General features: G+C 66.2%; 14 protein-coding genes. 6 read left to right on the plus strand and 8 right to left on the minus strand.

Annotation, left to right across the window (positions count from 1 at the left end):
* Nucleotides 1-59 precede the first annotated feature (59 nt).
* A complete protein-coding gene (locus XM1_RS18190) occupies nt 60-1,790 on the plus strand; it encodes a methyl-accepting chemotaxis protein (RefSeq protein ID WP_068435990.1) in 1,731 nt (576 codons plus the stop codon).
* 71 nt (nt 1,791-1,861) lie between these two features.
* Here XM1_RS18190 and pyk read toward each other — a convergent pair whose 3' ends face one another.
* Together pyk and XM1_RS18200 are read right to left on the minus strand one after the other, a co-directional pair.
* Nucleotides 1,862-3,322 (minus strand): pyruvate kinase, encoded by a 1,461-nt coding sequence (gene pyk, locus XM1_RS18195; RefSeq protein ID WP_068435992.1) that lies wholly within the window; start codon nt 3,320-3,322, stop codon nt 1,862-1,864.
* Nucleotides 3,323-3,417: 95 nt separating this feature from the next.
* On the minus strand, nt 3,418-4,128 hold the full coding sequence (locus XM1_RS18200) for a FadR/GntR family transcriptional regulator (protein WP_068435994.1): 711 nt from the start codon (nt 4,126-4,128) through the stop codon (nt 3,418-3,420).
* Nucleotides 4,129-4,303: 175 nt separating this feature from the next.
* On the opposite strand from XM1_RS18200, the gene XM1_RS18205 reads away from it, so the two are divergent.
* From XM1_RS18205 to XM1_RS18215, 3 genes are all read left to right on the plus strand, one after another.
* Nucleotides 4,304-5,458: an ABC transporter substrate-binding protein gene (locus tag XM1_RS18205; RefSeq protein WP_068435995.1), complete on the plus strand. Its 1,155-nt coding sequence runs from the start codon at nt 4,304-4,306 to the stop codon at nt 5,456-5,458.
* A gap of 59 nt (nt 5,459-5,517) precedes the next feature.
* Nucleotides 5,518-7,020, plus strand: coding sequence for an AMP-binding protein (locus XM1_RS18210; protein ID WP_068435998.1), 1,503 nt, complete (start codon nt 5,518-5,520; stop codon nt 7,018-7,020).
* A 224-nt stretch (nt 7,021-7,244) separates the two neighbouring features.
* The gene (locus XM1_RS18215; protein WP_068436000.1) at nt 7,245-8,195 is read left to right on the plus strand and encodes an NADP-dependent oxidoreductase; all 951 of its coding nucleotides are present in this window, start codon (nt 7,245-7,247) and stop codon (nt 8,193-8,195) included.
* Nucleotide 8,196: 1 nt separating this feature from the next.
* Here the strand turns inward: XM1_RS18215 and XM1_RS18220 are convergent, their stop codons facing one another.
* Entirely contained in the window at nt 8,197-8,601 is a 405-nt protein-coding gene (locus XM1_RS18220) for a bacteriohemerythrin (protein ID WP_068436002.1), read from the minus strand.
* 166 nt (nt 8,602-8,767) lie between these two features.
* Here XM1_RS18220 and XM1_RS18225 point away from each other — a divergent pair, with 166 nt between their 5' ends.
* Nucleotides 8,768-9,553: an undecaprenyl-diphosphate phosphatase gene (locus tag XM1_RS18225; RefSeq protein WP_082700741.1), complete on the plus strand. Its 786-nt coding sequence runs from the start codon at nt 8,768-8,770 to the stop codon at nt 9,551-9,553.
* Between the two features lie 448 nt (nt 9,554-10,001).
* Here the strand turns inward: XM1_RS18225 and XM1_RS18230 are convergent, their stop codons facing one another.
* Both XM1_RS18230 and XM1_RS18235 read right to left on the minus strand, forming a co-directional pair.
* Nucleotides 10,002-11,687, minus strand: a complete 1,686-nt coding sequence (locus XM1_RS18230) for a cation acetate symporter (RefSeq protein ID WP_068436006.1) — start codon at nt 11,685-11,687, stop codon at nt 10,002-10,004.
* Nucleotides 11,687-12,043: a DUF485 domain-containing protein gene (locus XM1_RS18235; RefSeq protein ID WP_156428783.1), complete on the minus strand. Its 357-nt coding sequence runs from the start codon at nt 12,041-12,043 to the stop codon at nt 11,687-11,689. Before XM1_RS18235 ends, XM1_RS18230 begins: the two co-directional genes overlap by 1 nt.
* Nucleotides 12,044-12,519: 476 nt before the next feature.
* Between XM1_RS18235 and XM1_RS18240 the strand changes: the two genes are divergently transcribed.
* Entirely contained in the window at nt 12,520-13,959 is a 1,440-nt protein-coding gene (locus XM1_RS18240; protein WP_068436009.1) for a DUF294 nucleotidyltransferase-like domain-containing protein, read from the plus strand.
* A gap of 124 nt (nt 13,960-14,083) precedes the next feature.
* Here XM1_RS18240 and XM1_RS25060 read toward each other — a convergent pair whose 3' ends face one another.
* The 3 genes from XM1_RS25060 to XM1_RS24715 form a co-directional block, all read right to left on the minus strand.
* Nucleotides 14,084-16,114, minus strand: coding sequence for an exonuclease domain-containing protein (locus tag XM1_RS25060; RefSeq protein ID WP_231920579.1), 2,031 nt, complete (start codon nt 16,112-16,114; stop codon nt 14,084-14,086).
* 131 nt (nt 16,115-16,245) lie between these two features.
* A complete protein-coding gene (locus XM1_RS18250; protein ID WP_068436011.1) occupies nt 16,246-16,455 on the minus strand; it encodes a hypothetical protein in 210 nt (69 codons plus the stop codon).
* Nucleotides 16,456-16,551: 96 nt separating this feature from the next.
* Nucleotides 16,552-17,100, minus strand: coding sequence for a hypothetical protein (locus XM1_RS24715; protein ID WP_197603087.1), 549 nt, complete (start codon nt 17,098-17,100; stop codon nt 16,552-16,554).
* Nucleotides 17,101-17,111 lie beyond the last annotated feature (11 nt).

The following is a 17,111-nucleotide window of genomic DNA, read 5'->3' on the forward strand; positions in this document are numbered from 1 at the left end:
CCGCATGATGGAGTCCCCATGCGCACCACCGGCCGCCCGTCGTCATGAGCCCCACTGGCATGAAGATCGAATTCGACACCCGCTTCGGTCAGGAACTGTGCGAGGTCTTCTCCGCCGAGCTCGGCCTGGTGTGCAGCTTCATGGGCGAGGAAGGCCGCATCGTCGCCTCCAGCGTCAAGGAGCGCATCGGCACCAACCACGCCATCGCGGCGCGCATCATGCGCGGCGAGATGGACGAATACGGCGTCACCAAGGAAGAGGCCGCCAAGTCTTCGGGCATGCGTGAAGGCGTCAACATGGGCGTTGATTTCGAAGGGCACCGGCTGATCAATTTCGGCATCGCCGGCCCGCTGGAGACGGTGCGTCCCCTGGCCCGCATCGTGCGGTTCTGCGTCACCTCGCTCTTACGCATCCGCCAGGAGGAGACCACCATCGTCGCCGCCTTCGCCCGCGAGACCGGCGGCATCGGCAAGCAGATGATCGAGATCGCCGAGGACATCGACGAGGTGGCGACCAAGGTCGCCGACCAACACACCCTGCTGGCCGAGCTGCAGCAGGGCATCCGCGCCCTGTCGGAAGCCAACGAGCGCATCGTCGCCGCCATGGGCGAGACCCTGTCGGGCGCCACCGCCGCGCGGGCCGAGGCCGAGACCTCGCAGCAGCGGGTCCGAGGCTCGCTGGGCGGCATCGACGATGTGGTGCGCATGGTCACCGACGGGCGCGGCCTGCTCCTGGAACTGCAAGACGCCATGAGCAGCGTGGTGGGCGTGGCCCAGGGCATCGGCCACATCGCGCGCCAGACCAACCTGCTGGCGCTCAACGCCACCATCGAGGCGGCCCGGGCCGGCGAGCACGGCAAGGGCTTCGCTGTGGTGGCGGGCGAGGTCAAGGAATTGTCGCGCCGGGCCGGTTCGGCCAGCGCCGAGATCAGGAAGACCCTGGAGGAGCTGACCGGCACCGCCGGCAAGCTGGTGGAGCAAGGCGATCAGAGCGCCACCAAGGCCAGCGGCCTGACCGCCGAGACGGCGGCCATCGCCGACGCCATGGACCACATCCGCGCCTCGCTGGCCGACATGGCGGGACGGGTGGAGAACGTGGCCGGCGACGCCACTTCCATCCATGACCGCTCGTCGGAGCTGTCCACCGAGATCGACCAGGCCGCCGCCGGGCTGGCCGAGTTCAAGACCCGCCTGGACGACGCCCGCAACCGCCTGCAGGAGTTGCTGGGGGCCGGCGAACGGCTGGTGGTGCTGACCGCCCAGGCCGGCATCGAGACGCCGGAAACCCCCTTCGTCGCCCTGGCGCGCGAAAAAGCCAGGGACATCGGCGCCCTGTTCGAGCAGGAACTGGCCCGCGGAACCATCTCGGCCGCCGATCTGTTCGACGAGGATTACCGGGCCCTGCCCGGCAGCAACCCCACCCAGTACGCCACCCGCTTCGCCGACTTCACCGACCGGGTACTGCCCGCCATCCAGGACGGCGTCAAACGGAGCAACGACCGCATCGTGTTCTGCGCCGCCGTGGACCGCAACGGCTACCTGCCCACCCACAACGCCGAATTCTCCCAGCCCCAGGGCGCGGACCCGGCCTGGAATGCCGCCCATTGCCGCAACCGGCGCAAGTTCGACGATTCCGTGGGCCTCAAGGCGGCGCGGGCCACCGATCCCTTCACGGTGCAGAGCTATCGCCGCGACATGGGCGACGGCCGCCAGGCCCTGATGCTGGACGTCTCCGCCCCCATCATGGTGGGCGGCCGCCACTGGGGCGCGCTGCGGCTAGGTTACGTGTAGGAAGGTGATGCGGGCGGGACGCCCGCGCTCCATCAATGTAGGAGCGCGGGCGTCCCGCCCGCAAAAGACCGCTAATCCGAATTGTGCTTGTGGTGGTTCGCGTGATCCTCCACCTCGGCGACACGCAGGATGTTGGTGGTGCCTGAGTGGCCGAAGGGCACGCCGGCGGTGATCACCACCCGGTCACCCACGCGGGCGAAGCCTTCGCTTTGGGCGAAGTTCACCGCCTTGCTCACCATCTCGGTGAAACTGCGCACGTCCTTGGCCATGATGGAGTGGGCTCCCCACACCAGGGCCATCTGGCGCGCCACCTCGATGTCGGCGGTCACCGACAGGATCGGCTGCTCGGGCCGCTCGCGGGCGGCACGCAGCGTGGTCGAGCCCGACGAGGTGAAGGTGACGATGGCCGCCGCCCCCAGGGTATGGGCCACCTGCCGGGCTGCCGCGCTGATGGCGTCGCGGGTGGTGTGCTCGGGGTCGAGCCGCGAGGCGTCGGTGATGATCTGGTAGTTCTTGTCGTGCTCCACCTGCTGGATGATGCGGTCCATCATGGTGACCGCCTCCTGCGGGTACTCGCCCGAGGCGGTCTCCGCCGACAGCATCACCGCGTCAGAGCCGTCATAGACGGCGGTGGCCACGTCCGAGGCCTCGGCCCGGGTGGGCGACGGCGCATGGACCATGGAATCCAGCATCTGGGTGGCGACCACCACCGGCTTGCCCGCCCGGCGGCAGGCCTTGATGATGCGCTTTTGCAGAATCGGCACGGTCTCGGGCGGACATTCCACGCCCAGATCGCCGCGCGCCACCATCACCGCGTCCGACCACTCGATGATCGAGGCCAGATGCTCGATGGCCGAGGGCTTTTCCAGCTTGGACAGGATGCGCACCCGCGAGCCCACATATGAGCCGATCAGGCGCCGCGCCTCCTGCACGTCCGAGGGGCGCTGCACGAAGGAAAGGGCGATCCAGTCGGCCCCCATCTCCACCGCGAATTCCAGGTCGCGGCGGTCCTTCTCGGTCAGGGGCGAAATGGGCAGCATGACGCCCGGCACGTTGACGCCCTTGTGGTTGGAGATCTCGCCGCCCACCGCCACGCGGGTCTCGGCGAAGTCGGGACCGCAGGATTCCACGGTCAGGCGCAGCTTGCCGTCGTCGATCAGAAGGTCGCTGCCGGGCTTGAGCGCCGCGAACACCTCGGGATGATGAAGGGGGGCGCGGGCGGCGGTGCCCAGGGCGTCGTCCATGTCCAGGCGGAAGGCGGCGCCGGTCTCGAGCCGGGCGCGGCCGCCCTCGAAATCGCCGACGCGGAGTTTAGGCCCCTGCAGGTCGGCCAGAATGGCGATGGGCCGCTTCACCTTCTTTTCCAGTTCGCGGATGGTGAAAATGCGGTTCTTGTGGTCGTCGTGGCTGCCGTGGCTGAAATTCAGGCGGAAGACGTCGGCCCCGGCCAGGAACAGGGCCTCGATGGCCTCGGGCGTCGAGGAGGCCGGGCCCAAAGTGGCGATGATCTTCGCATTGCGTGCGCGTCGCATATGAATCCCCATGGTTCTTCCCGCCGCCCAGCATAGCAGAGGCGTCAAGGGCGGCAACCACGCCTATGGTTCCACGTCGTGACGGAATTCCGATATTACAACGCCTGACGGCTGTAACGGGTCAGCACGAAGCCCAGATGGGCGCGCATGGCGGCTTCCGCCGCCACCGGGTCCTTGGCCTTCACCGCCTCGAAGATGGCGCGGTGCTGCCCTAGGATCACCTGGTCGTCCTCGTGCGAGGGGAACAGCTGGTAGCGGTGGTAGTCCACCATCTGGTGCAGGATGCCCCGGATCACCGCCATGATGTGGAGGTAGATTCCCGACCCCGACGCCTTGGCGATGGCCAGGTGGAAGCAGACGTCGTTCTCGCTCTTGTGCGCGCCGCCGGCGATGTCGGCCTCGGTCGCCGCCATGATGCGGGCCAGCTCGGCCAAATCCGCGTCCGAGCGGTTCAGCGCGGCGCGCCCCACCGCCCAGGCCTCGAGAATGGCCCGGATTTCCGCCAGGTCATGCAGATTGTCGCGGTTGACGCGGACCAGTTCCAGCATGCCGGGATCCATGGCCGCCGAACTGGCGATCACCCTGGTGCCGCCGCCTTGGACGGCGTCGAGCAGCCCCTGGGTCTTCAAGGATTGCAGCGCGGCGCGAATGGAGACGCGGCTGACCCCCATCTCTTCCGCCAATTGCCGCTCGCCGGGCAGACGATGGCCCGCCCCCCATTCCCCCGAAGCGATACGGGCCAGAATCCGGTCGGTGACCTGATCCGATATGCGCGTGCCGTTTCCGGCCTTGGGCTTGGAGTTCATGATCCACGCCCCCCATTTCTTTGATATGCTTCTGATGGTGCGCCCAGCCCGAGACGGCGTCAAGCCGCCGCGAGCGCACTTTTCGGACTTCGCTTTTCCGTAATTCGGTACTACAATACCGACAAAAATAAGAAGTGATTAGCCTGGATAAATCATACGAAGTGGGAGGAACTTCATGAATTGGAAGCGTACGGCCGGGGCTGCCCTGGCGGTGATGACTGGCGTTTGCGCGGCGACTGCCGCATTCGCGGCCGACCCCATCAAGATCGGCATGTTTCTGTCGGTCACCGGGCAGATGTCGCCCATGGGCGACCCGCAAAAGCGCACTTTCGACTATATGATCGATAAGGTTAACGCCCAGGGCGGCGTACTGGGCCGCAAGATCGAAGCCATCATCTATGACGACGGGTCCGAGCCGGAAAAGGCCGCCACCTTCGTCAAGCGCCTGATCGACAACGACAAGGTGGACATCATCATCGGTGGGTCGGGCACGCCCACCTCCATGGCGGTCCTTGGCCTGATCGAACGCGCCGAGATTCCGTACATGTCGCTGGGCGGCGGCACCGCCATCGGCGATCCGGTGCGCAAGTGGACCTTCAAGTTCCCGCAATCCGACCGGCTGGCCGCCGAGAAGGTGCTGGCCGACCTGAAGAAGCGCGGCCTGACCAAGATCGCCCTGCTGTCCGAAAACGTCGGCTTCGGCAAGTCCGGCCATGACCAGACGGTCAAGCTGGCCCCCCAATACGGCGTCGAGATTCTGATCGACGAGGTCTACTCGCCCAAGGACCCCGACGTCACCCCGCAGCTGACCAAGATCCGCGGCACCAATGGCGTGCAGGCCCTGTTCATCTTCGGCACCGGCACCGGCCCCGCCGTCGCCACCAAGAACCTGAAGCAGCTGGGCCTGACGCTCCCGGTCTACCAGTCCCACGGCGTGGCCTCGAAGGAGTTCCTGCGTCTGGTCGGCACCGCCGCCGACGGCACCCGCCTGCCGGCCGGCGCCCAGGCGGTGGCCGAGCAGCTGCCCGCCAGCGACCGCCAGAAGAAGGTGGTCATGGAGTTCAAGAAGGAATACGAGGAGCGCAACAAGCCGCTGGAAGTCAGCCCGCTGCCCGGTCACGGCCTCGACGCCCTGATGATGGCCGTGGACGCCTTCAAGCGTGCCGGCACCACCGACAAGGCCAAGGTCCGCGACGCCATCGAGCAGACCAAGGACTTCGTCGCCACCACCGGCATCTACACCTACTCGCCCACCGACCACATGGGTCTGGGTCTCGAATCCTTCAAAATGGTCGAGATCAAGAACGGTGACTGGGTCCTGGTGGAATAGCCGGACATCGACAAAGGCGAGCCGCGTCATGCGGCTCGCCCCCTTTTCCTGGTGAATTCATGAACGCAGCCGACGAAATTCTCGGCCCCAGCCTCGGCTCGGGTCGCGGGGAGAGCCTTGCCATCATCTGCGGCGGGCAGACCCTGACCTATGACCAGCTGAACCGCCTGGCCTGCCGCTTCGGTAACGCCATGCTGGCCGCCGGCGTCACCCGCCAGCAGCCCGTCCTGCTGCTGCTCGACGACGGCCCCGAACTGGTGGCGGCCTATCTGGGCGCCATGAAGGCCGGTCTGGTGGCCGTGGCGCTGAACACCCGCCTCTCGCCCAAGGACCTGTCCCACGCGCTGGGTGACAGCGGCGCGCCGCTGCTGCTGGCGGAAGCCGCGCTCAAGGACCTGGCCGCCGAATCCCTGGCCCTGGCCCGCGCCTCGGCCCGCATGGTGACCACCGACGATTTCGCCGCCTTCCTGGACGGCGCCTCCGACCAATTGACCTCGGCCGACATGTCGCCCGAGGATATGGCGCTGTGGATGTACACCTCGGGCACCACCGGCCAGCCCAAGGGCGCCGTGCATGTCCACGGCTCCATCCCCTTAGGCGAGCGCCATGTGCGCGAGAATCTGGGCCTTGAGCCCGGCGACCGCATCTTCTCCACCTCCAAGCTGTTCTTCGCCTATCCCCTGGGCCACTGCCTGATCGGCGCGCTTCGGTGCGGCGGCACCCTGGTGCTCCATCGCGGCTGGCCGGATGCCGCCGCCGCCGCCGAGGTCATTGAGAGCACCCGGCCCAAGGTGGTGCTGTCGGTCCCCTCGCTCTATCGCATCATGCTGAAGGACGGCGTGGCGTCGTCCGAGGCCTTCCGGGGTGTGCGCACCTGGGTCTCGGCGGGCGAGAACCTGCCGGCCGAGCTCTGCCGCCGCTGGATGGAGGAGACCGGCGGCCTGATGCTGGAAGGCATCGGCGCCACCGAGGCGCTGTTCCTGTTCATCGCCAGCACTCCGACCGCCATGAAGCCCGGCGCCTGCGGCCGGCCGCTGCCCTGGGCCGAGGCCCAGCTGCGCACGCCATCGGGCGAGATCATCACCGCGCCGGACACCCCCGGCGATCTGTGGGTGCGCATGGATTCGCTGTTCCGCCGCTACCACAACCGCCCCGACGTCACCCAGCGGGTGCTGAAGGACGGCTGGTGGAAGACCGGCGACGTGTTCAGCATGGATTCCGAGGGCTGGTGGAGCCCGCAGGGGCGCTCCGACGACATGATCAAGGTCTCGGGCCAGTGGGTCAGCCCCGCCGAGGTCGAGGAAGCCGCCCTGATGGTGCCGGGCGTCGCCGACGCCGTGGCGGTGGGCATTCCCAACGAGGACGGGCTGGTCCGCCTGGTGCTTTACGCCGTGGCCGAGGCGGGCGAGCACGAGCCGGTGCTGGAAACCCGCATCGTCGAGACCCTGCGCTCCAAGCTGGCCATCTACAAATGCCCGCGCAATGTCCGCTTCCTCGAAGTCATCCCCCGCACCGCCACCGGGAAGGTGCAAAGGTTCAAGCTGCGCGAGGCTGGGGCCTGAGGTGATAGGAGGCCCAATCGACGTTCAAGCGGATAGGCCGGAAAATGGGCCACAGATGAACACAGATTCCCGCTGCGCGGGACACAGATAAGGAAAATTCCCAATTCATCTGTGTTTATCTGTGTTCATCTGTGGCTGAAATTTAATGCTCCGGCCCCAAATCGGCCGAATTCCCTGAAAATCGATACAGCCTGGGCCATAACCCGACAGGAAGGAGTGCCGCCGTGAAAGCCATCCTCTGCGACCGGTTCGGCGGCTCCGAGGTGATGCGCCTGGGCGAGATCGAGACGCCCTCGCCCGGTCCCGGCGAGGTCTTGATCCGCATCCATGCCGCCGGGGTCAATCCGGTGGACTGGAAGATCAGGGAAGGCGGTCTGGCGCGGCTGTTTCCCTGCAAGTTCCCGCTGATCCCCGGCTGGGACGCCGCCGGCACCATCGCGGCCCTGGGGGACGGCGTGACGGGCCTGTCCGTGGGAGAGCGGGTGTGGTCGTTCTGCCGCAAGCCCGACATCCAATGGGGCACCTACGCCGAATACGTGGTGATGAGCGCCGACAGCGTCGCCCCCATGCCGGCCAATTACACCTTCGCCCAGGCCTCGACCGTGCCGCTGGCGGCGCTGACCGCCTGGCAATCCCTGCTGGAGGTGGCACAGTTGCGGTCGGGCCAGAGCGTGCTGATCCATGCCGGGGCGGGCGGCGTCGGCGGCTTCGCCGTTCCCATCGCCAAATGGGTGGGCGCCACGGTGATCGCCACCGCCCAGGCGGCCAATCACGATTATGTGCGCTCGCTGGGCGCCGATCACGTCATCGACTATGCGACAGAGGATTTCGTCGCCGCCACAAGCGTCCTGGCGCCGGAAGGCGTCGACATGGCCTTCGGCACGGTGGGCGGCGAGGTGCTGACCCGATCCTACGAAACGGTGAAGCCGGGGGGGCTGCTGGTTTCCATCACCGACAAGACCGACAGGGACCTGGCCGAGCGCTTAGGGATCCGCTGCAAGTACGTGTTCGTCAAACCCGACGCCGGCCATCTGCGCCGCCTGTCCTCGCTGGCCGAACAAGGCGTGCTGCGGGTGCCCGACATCGTCGAGATGCCGCTCGCCCGCGCCGCCGAGGCGCTGGACCTGTCGCGCACCGGACATGTGCGCGGCAAGATCGTGCTGACGGTGGGGTAGGTTATTCGCCCTTGAAATAGGTGCGGTAGAGCATGTCCTCGCCCAGGATATGCTCCAGCAGCCAGGCCTTGAGGAAGGCGGTCATCTCGGTGGTGAGCGCGTCCGGGGTCTCGCCGGCCAGATGGCGGTCGCGAAAGGCGATCACCGAGGCCTTGAGCCGCTGATGGTCTTCCTGCTGCTTTTCCAGGCGCGGATAGTTGCGCGACTTCAGCGCCATTTCCTCGGCGGCGAAATGGGTATCGGCATAGGCCAGCAATTCGTCGAACAGCCAGCCCAGTTCGGCGATGCTCTCGCCGCCGTGCCAGGCGTCGTACAGGCGGTTGAGCAGGGTGATGAGCTTCTGATGGTCGGCATCCATACGGGCCGAACCGACGCTGAAGGACGGATCCCACTCGATCAGAGACATCAGCTCACCTTGTTCCAGATCGAAACTGCTCTATCCCAGAGTCTTAGGTCAAGTGCCGCCCATGGGCAAGCCTCTCCCTCAGCATATGTTTATTGGTTGCGAAATAGCGCCGCCCCGACCATGATCCGCCGCCACGGCAATTCCAAACGGATCCACCATGCTCGCCATGATCGAAGCCCTTCTCCTCGGCATCGTCGAGGGGCTTACCGAATTCCTGCCCATCTCCAGCACCGCCCACCTGATGCTGATCGGCGACATGCTGGGCTTCGAGGGACCGGCGGGCAAGACCTTCGAGATCGTCATCCAACTGGGCGCCATCCTGGCCGTCTGCGTGGTGTTCTGGCCCCGCCTGTGGGGCGTGGCCACCACCTTGAACCAGCCGCGCTCGGTGGCCTTCGTCCGCAACGTGCTGCTGGCTTTCCTGCCGGCCGCGGTGATCGGCGCCACGCTTTACAAGTACATCAAGCAGATGCTGGAATCGCCGCTGATCGCCGCCGTGGCCCTGGTGGTGGGCGGCTTCGCCATCCTGCTCATCGAGCGCCTGGTCAAGCGTGCCCGCATCCATGACATCGAGGACATGTCCCCGGCCCTGGCCTTTGGTGTCGGCTTCTGCCAGGTTCTGGCCATGGTGCCGGGCGTGTCGCGGGCCGGGGCCACCATCATGGGCTCCATGCTGCTGGGCCTCGACCGCCGCGCGGCGGCCGAGTTCTCGTTCTTCCTGGCCATTCCCACCATGTGCGGCGCCTCGGCCTATTCCCTCTACAAGAACTGGGCGACGCTGTCCTTCGACGGAGCCGGCCTGATCGCCATCGGCTTCGTCGCGGCGTTCCTCTCGGCCCTGGTGGTGGTGCGGGGCTTCATCGGCTTCGTCGGACGCCACGGCTTCGCCCCGTTCGCCTGGTACCGCATCGTCTTCGGCTCGGTGATGATCGCCCTGATCCTGAGCCGTTAGAACTTCGGGCGGCAAATCCGTGCCGCTCCGGTTCCCGTCATGCCCGGACTTGATCCGGGCATCCACGCCTTGCCGCCCGGATCATTCTTTCATGAGGCATCGCAGAGGGGCGGCGTAGATTGCCGGGTCAAGCCTACGGCTGTCCGGTTTGATTTGAGACGGCCGAGAGCGTGTCGCAAGACACGATGCGGTGCTTCGCACCGCTCGCGGATAAACGCGGATATACACCTTCTTTCTGCCGTCCCCCCCCCCCCGGGTTTGCCCCGTTGGCGTATACGCGCCGCGACCAGCGGGGAGCGATTCCTGGGTCCCGGGTCAAGCCCGGGGTGACGGCTGGAGATTCGTGTCCGGGGACGAAATCCCGCCCCCCTCACTGCCTTGCGGGCAAAAGAAAAGGGCCGCCGGAAATCCGGCGGCCCAGTCAGAAAGTATGTTGCCTGTGCCGGCCTTAGTGGCTGGCGGCGCCTTCGGCACCCAGGCCGGTCTCGGACCGGATGGACTGGGCTTCGTAGGCGGCGCGTTCGGCCTGGGCCTGCGGGCTGTTGTCCATGATGGAGAACAGCCAGGAGAAGAAGAAGGCCGCCGGCACCGAGAACAGGGCCGGATAGGCGAAGGGGAAGATCTCGGCCTTGAAGCCGAAGCTCTGCACCCACACGGCCTTGGACAGAACCACCATGATCACCGACATCAACAGGCCGATCATGCCGCCGAGAACGGCGCCACGGGTGGTCAGGCCGCCCCAGAACATGGACAGCACCAGCACCGGGAAGTTGGCCGAGGCCGCGACCGAGAAGGTGAGCGCCACGATGAACGCCACGTTCTGCTTCTCGAAGATCAGGCCCAGCAGCACGGCGACGATGCCGAGAGCGATGGACGAGATCTTGGAGACGGTCACTTCCTTACCTTCGGTGGCCTGGCCGTGCATGATGACGCTGGCGTACAGGTCGTGCGAAATCGCCGACGCGCCCGCCAGGGTCAGGCCCGACACCACCGCGAGGATGGTGGCGAAGGCCACGGCCGAGATGAAGCCGAGGAACAGGTTGCCGCCGATGGCGTGGGCCAGCCACACCGCGGCCATGTTGTTGCCGCCCTTCAGGTCCAGGGCGCCGACGCCCTTGGTCAGGTACTCGGGATTGGTGGCCACCAGGGTGATGGCGCCGAAACCGATGATGAAGGTCAGGATGTAGAAGTAGCCGATGAAACCGGTGGCGTAGAACACCGACTTGCGGGCTTCACGCGCATCGGGAACGGTGAAGAAGCGCATGAGGATGTGCGGCAGGCCGGCGGTGCCGAACATCAGCGCCATGCCCAGCGAGATGGCGTCCACCGGATTGGTCACCAGGGCACCCGGAGCCATGATGGCGGCCTTCTTGGGATGCACCTCGATGGCCTTGACGAACAGCTTCTCGAACGAGAAGCCGAAGTTGTACATCACGCCAAGGGCAATGAAGGTGGCGCCGCCCAGCAGCAGGCAGGCCTTGATGATCTGCACCCAGGTGGTGGCGACCATGCCGCCGAAGGTGACGTAGACCATCATCAGCGCGCCGACGATCATCACGGCGTAGATGTAGTCCATGCCGAACAGCAGCTTGATCAGCTGGCCGGCACCGACCATCTGGCCGATCAGATAGAAGATCACGACGATCAGCGAGCCGGTGGCCGCGAAGGTGCGGATCGGCGTACGGGCAAGGCGATAGCCGCACACGTCGGCGAAGGTGTACTTGCCCAGGTTGCGCAGGCGCTCGGCGATCAGGAACAGGATGATCGGCCAACCGACCAGCCAGCCCACCGAGAAGATCAGGCCGTCATAGCCCGAACCGTACACCAGCGCGGAAATGCCCAGGAACGAAGCGGCCGACATGTAGTCGCCCGCGATGGCCAGGCCGTTCTGGAAGCCGGTAATGCCGCCGCCGGCGGCGTAGAAGTCGGCGGCGGTCTTGGTGCGGCCCGCGGCCCAGTAGGTGATGCCGAGGGTCGCGCCCACGAAGATCACGAACATGATGATGGCGTGCCAGTTGGTTTCCTGCTTCTGAGCACCACCCATGTCGGCACCGGCCGCCAGAGCGGCGGTAGCCAGGAGCGCCACGCCGCCGAAGGCGAGCGCGGACGCAATTGCGGTCTTGGTCGTCTTCATCAGCGGGATTCCTCGATGATCTGGCGGTTCATTTCGTCGAACTCGCCATTGGCGCGATAGACGTAGATGCCGGTCAGCACGATGGCCGACAGGATGACGCCCACACCGATGGGAAAGCCGATGGTCATCACCCCCGCGGCCGACAGCAGGGTGCCGAGCCACGCCTTGTTGAAGGCGATGATGAGGATGAAGCCGAAATAGATGACCAGCATGATCACCGACAGCGTCCACGCGAAGGCGTTCCGCTTGGCAACCAGTTCCTTGAACTTCGGATTGTTCCGAATGTGCTCGGCGCTCGCGAGATGCGCAGCCGAAGGTGCGTTATGTGAGCTCACTTTGACCCTCCACTTTGTCATCGCCGCCCCCGGAAAGAGGCGGACGATTGTTGTTTTCAGCTCCCGGTCTTGTTGCCGGATTCAGCATTTTTAAGCGTGCAGGCGCACGAGGGCACCTATGCGTACGCGTCATACGCCCGCAGCTTGCCTGAGGCGACGAACCTCATTAACATCCGCTTCCTTTGGCGTCAACACCAACCGAAAGCACCTGATTTATTCAATAGGTTATTCTAATGAGAAATTAGGTATTCGTTTCGAACCTTCACCAGCTTTTATCAAGACAACGCCAAATTCCCTTTCAGTTTCTGTTTAGATTACAGAAATTGTCACTTGACGCTCCCGCCGCGACGAGGCGAAGCCGCCCAACCCACATAGAGTAAACACCCTATCGTGTTCTCGGAATGGATTGATCGGCACATTTAGACTTTTACGATATGGCCTCTTTTCAGGCTGAAATAGGTTGAATTTTCCACCTCCGCCACTATCGTACACGCGCCATGAACGACATCGCCGCTCTCGCCCGCATTGACAGTTTTCCCTATCGCCATCGCCTGCGCGAGGTGATGAGCACCCCCGTGCTCACCGCGCTGGCCTCGGTAACCCTGCACGACGCGGTTCACCGCATGTACGAGGCCAGGGTGTCCTCCATCGTCGGCATCGATGCCGATGGACGCACGCTGGGCATCTTCACCGAGCGCGACCTGCTGCGCATCCTGTCCAACAACGGTCCGGCCGGTCTGGAGCTGACGCTCGACCAGACCATGACCAAGCCGGTGGCCACCGTTCCGGCCGACGCCTACGTCTACGTGGCGCTGGCCCGGATGACCCGGCTTGGCCTCCGGCATCTGGTGGTGGTCGACGCCGACAACCGGCCGCTGGGCATGATCACCGGCCGGGCGCTGCTCAAGGTGCGCGCTACCGAGGCGCTGGTGCTGGGCGATTCGGCGGAAAGCGCCGCCAATCCCGACGAGATGAAGTCGGTGATGACCAACCTGCCCAAGCTGGCCAAGGGCCTGCTGGGCGAAGGCGTCACGGCGCGCAACATCGCCTCGGTGATCGCCCTGGTGCTGCGCGACCTGACCGCGCGGGCCGCCGAACTGGCGGAACAGTCGCTGCTGGATGACGGCTGGGGCCCCGCCCCCGCCCGCTACGCCGTGCTGATCCTGGGTTCCGGCGGGCGCGGCGAGAGCCTGCTGGCCTTCGACCAGGACAACGCCATCGTCCACGACGGCAAGCCGTCCGACGACCCCTGGTTCGCCGAACTGGGCAAGCGGCTGAACGACACCCTGAACAAGGCCGGCATCCCGTTCTGCGACGGCGGCGTCATGGCCCGCGAATCCAAGTGGCGCAAGAGCCTGGATGAGTGGCGCGACGAGGTCCACGGCTGGGTCTTCTCGGTCGAGAACCAGACCGTGATGTTCTGCGACATCTTCTACGACTTCCAGCCGGTGTGGGGCGACCGCGCCCTGGCCGAGGAATTGCGCAGCATGGCCATGGAAAAGGCCGCCCAATCGGCCTTCTTCCTGCGCTACCTCGCCCAGAACGTGGCCGGCATGGACGGCTCCATCGGCCTGTTCGGCAATTTCGTCACCAAGCAGGGCCGCCTCAACGCCAAGAAGTTCGGCCTGCTGCCCCTGGTCAGCGCGGCCCGCATGCGCGCCATCCGCGCCCACATCACCGCCACCGGCACCGACGAGCGCTTCGCGGCGCTGAAGGAATCCGGCGTGCTGCACGAAGACGACCTGCGCGATTTCGTCGAGGTGCGCGAGGTCGTGCTGCGCGTCATGCTCGAGCAGCAACTGGCCGACATCGCCCAGCAGATTCCGGCTTCGGCCAAGATCGATCCCAAGCGCTTCGACAAGCGCACCCGCGCCCGCCTGAAATGGGCCTTCCGCCGCCTCAAGACGCTGAAGTTCGTCTGCGGCGTGGGTGGGTGAGAATACGGGGCTCTCGCCCCGGCCCCGGCTGGAGGCGATGCCTCCAGACCTCCTTTTTGTTCATGAATTAAAATGGGGTCCGGGGCAAAAGCCCCGGATGGGTTCGGGCGATAACCCGATTGACCTACAAGACGCGCTGCCGCTCGTGCAGGATCATGGCGATGTCCAGCGTCTTGACCGCTTCGTCCAGGGTGTGGATTCCCCTGCCCTCCAGCGCCTCGATCTGGCGCAGCAGCACCGCCGCCGTCACCATGGAATCGCCCAGCGCCGTATGGCGGTCGGTGATCTCGATGCCGTAGCGCTCGCAGATGTCGTCCAGGGAATGCCCGGCTTCCGGCCCGTCCAGGAAGTTGGACAGGATCATGGTGTCCAGCACCGGATTGTCGAAGCGGATTCCCATATCCTTTTCCCGCATGCGCAGGAACTTCAGGTCGAAGGCGGCGTTGTGGGCCACCAGGACGGCGTCGGCCACGTAGGAGCGGAACTGGGGCAGCACCACGCCGGCCGGCGGCTTGTCGACCACCATCTCGTCGGTGATGCCGTGATAGCGGATGGATTCCGCCGGAATGGGCCGGCCGGGATTGACGATGCGGTTGAAGCTCTCGCCCGACAGGATGCGCCCGTTGACGATGCGCACTCCGGCGATGGAGACGATCTGGTCGCCCTGGGAGGGATGCAGCCCGGTGGTCTCGGTGTCGAACACCACGAAGGTCAGCGAGCGGAGCGGCTGGGCACCCATGGCGCCGGTGTCGCGCGACTGCTCCAGCAGGGTCATGTCGTAGAATTCGGGGCGGCCGGGCAGCACCTGGCGGCCGTGGCCGTGCTGCTCCACCCCCTTGCGCATGGGAATGCGCAGGCTGCCGCCGCCATCGTGGCGGCCGCGGACCAGCTCGATGCCGGCATGATGCTCCAGCACGTCCTTGACGGTCATGCCGCCCAGCGCCACCAGCGGCTGGGCCAGCCAGCGGTCCAGCTGCGCCTGCTCAACCACTTCGCCGTCCCAGGCGAACTCCACCCAGGCGCCATGGTCGTCGGCCCCGCCCGAAAGGTCGAACTGGGTGGCGCCGCTGCGGTCGGCCACGCGCCAGATCAGCGATTCGATGGCCATCACCAGGGAGTGGGAATCGCCGTGCAGCCAGGCCGGCAGGCCGATTACGGTGGCCCCCATGCCCTCGCCCAGGCGGGACGCGACAAAGGTCAGCAGTTCGGTGGAATTGATGTCGGCCATGGGCCACCAGCCGGCCAGCATGGCGTGATAGCCCTTGGTCACCCGCTTGATGGCGTCGGAGATCACCATGCATTCGTGGCGGATGGTATGGGAATCGCCCGCCGACAGCATCATGCGCCGAAGGGGCATCTCCACATCCTCGGCGATCTCGCGCAGCAGGGCTTCGCGCCCGGCCAGGGCGGCCAGTTGCGGCCCGGCATCCACCAGGGTGACCACATAGCCGGTCACCGTGCCCTCTTCGCTGCGGATCAGGGTCATGCGGCCTTGCAGCAGCATGCGGTCATCGATCGTCCCGGCCAGAAACGGCAGCCCGCCCTCGACCGAGCCGGCGCGATTGGCCAGGATGTCCATCATGTGCATCACCGGCTCGCTGGCGATGGTCTCGAACAGCGAGCGCCCCAGCCCCAGCTCGGCCGTCTCGCGCAGCATGTCGAAGGCGACCTGATTGTACAGCACCAGTTGGTGGCGCTGGTTGCACACCACCACGCCCTCGTGCAGGTCGTTGAGGATGGCGGCCAGCCGGTTGGAATTCTCCTCGGACTTACGGGTGGCGGCGGACAGGCCCTCGGCCAGTTCGGCCCTCGCCTTGACCATGCGCGAGCAGACCTCGTTCACCGCCTCGGGCAACGGCGCGATCATGAAGTAGCGCACGGGGTCGACGCGGTCGCGCCCACCGCCGCCATAGGCGATGGCGCGCACCTCGGCCGCCATCATCTTGATGGAACGCACCACCAGGAAGTCGATGGCCTTCCACGACACGGCGAACAGGAAGGCCGCTCCGGCCAGGGAGACCATCACCAGGGCGGTCAGTTCCTCCTGGTCGACCACGCCCCGGGACATGGAATATCCCGCCGCGACGGTTACCACCACATCGGCGGCGAACGCCGCCGCGAGCCACGGAAACGGGCCTCGCCATTTGACCGCCACGGACACCCCTCCTCGAACCATTCTCTATTTTAGTCTTTTGCAGTATGACGCCGTGCCCGGCGTCCCCAGTCAACCCCGGATGTGGATTGCCGGACGGCAAAATTCCGAAAAATGGCGGAGAGGATGAACGCTCAGAGCGTCAGGCTGGGATAGCGGGAAGCGAGCAAAGCCAGGGCGGCGGTGACGGTATAGCCGGAATAATAGCTTTGCAGCAGCAGCCGGGGATCGATGCCAAGAGCGCGGGCGGAACTGCCCAACTGGTCCTTCAGCCGGGTTTCCAGGTCGGCAGCCCACAGGGTGTAGCCGCTGTCGAACAGGGGGTAGGCCATCTTGCTCTCCATCAACGCTCCCCCACAAAGGAAAGGGGAGCCATGAAGAGCATCATGACCGACAAGCATGGCGGTCTTGCGACGGCTTTGTGGCAAAACCGTGGAAGGCTAGGGACACTTGGGCAGGCGGCGCATCTGCTCGAGCGTGGCGGTGGCGGCGACCCGCACGGCGCAGGCCGGCGCGGCGACAACCGCAGGCGCCGGGGCCGGCGCGACGGGAGCGGCAACCGCCGGAGCGGCCGGACGCGGCGGAGCGGGCGGCGGGGCGGGGGTTGGCGGCGGAGCCGGCTGCACCGCGGCCTTTACCGGCGGCCGAGCGGCAGGCGGAGCGGGCGGCGGCGGGGGTGAAGGCTGCGCGGCAACGGGGGACGGCACCACGATGGGCGTGGCGGCCGGCGGGGCAACCGCAGGCGGGGCCGTCACCGTCGCCGGCCGGGCCGGGGTCGGCAGCGCCGGCCATTCCGGCGTATTGAGCGCCGGCGTCGGCGAGACGGGCGCCCCCCCCAGAACGCCGAGCACACCGCCGATACCATCGACGATGTCATCGAACAGGTCGGTCTTCAGGGGCTGGGTCCGGACGGCCGGATCCTCGGCCAAGGCGGGCATGGCCGACGCCATGCCCAGGCAGAGGATCAGGCCGAGGATGAGCCGCCGCACCGCCACAATCC

It is taken from the genome of Magnetospirillum sp. XM-1, from assembly GCF_001511835.1.
Classification (GTDB): domain Bacteria; phylum Pseudomonadota; class Alphaproteobacteria; order Rhodospirillales; family Magnetospirillaceae; genus Phaeospirillum.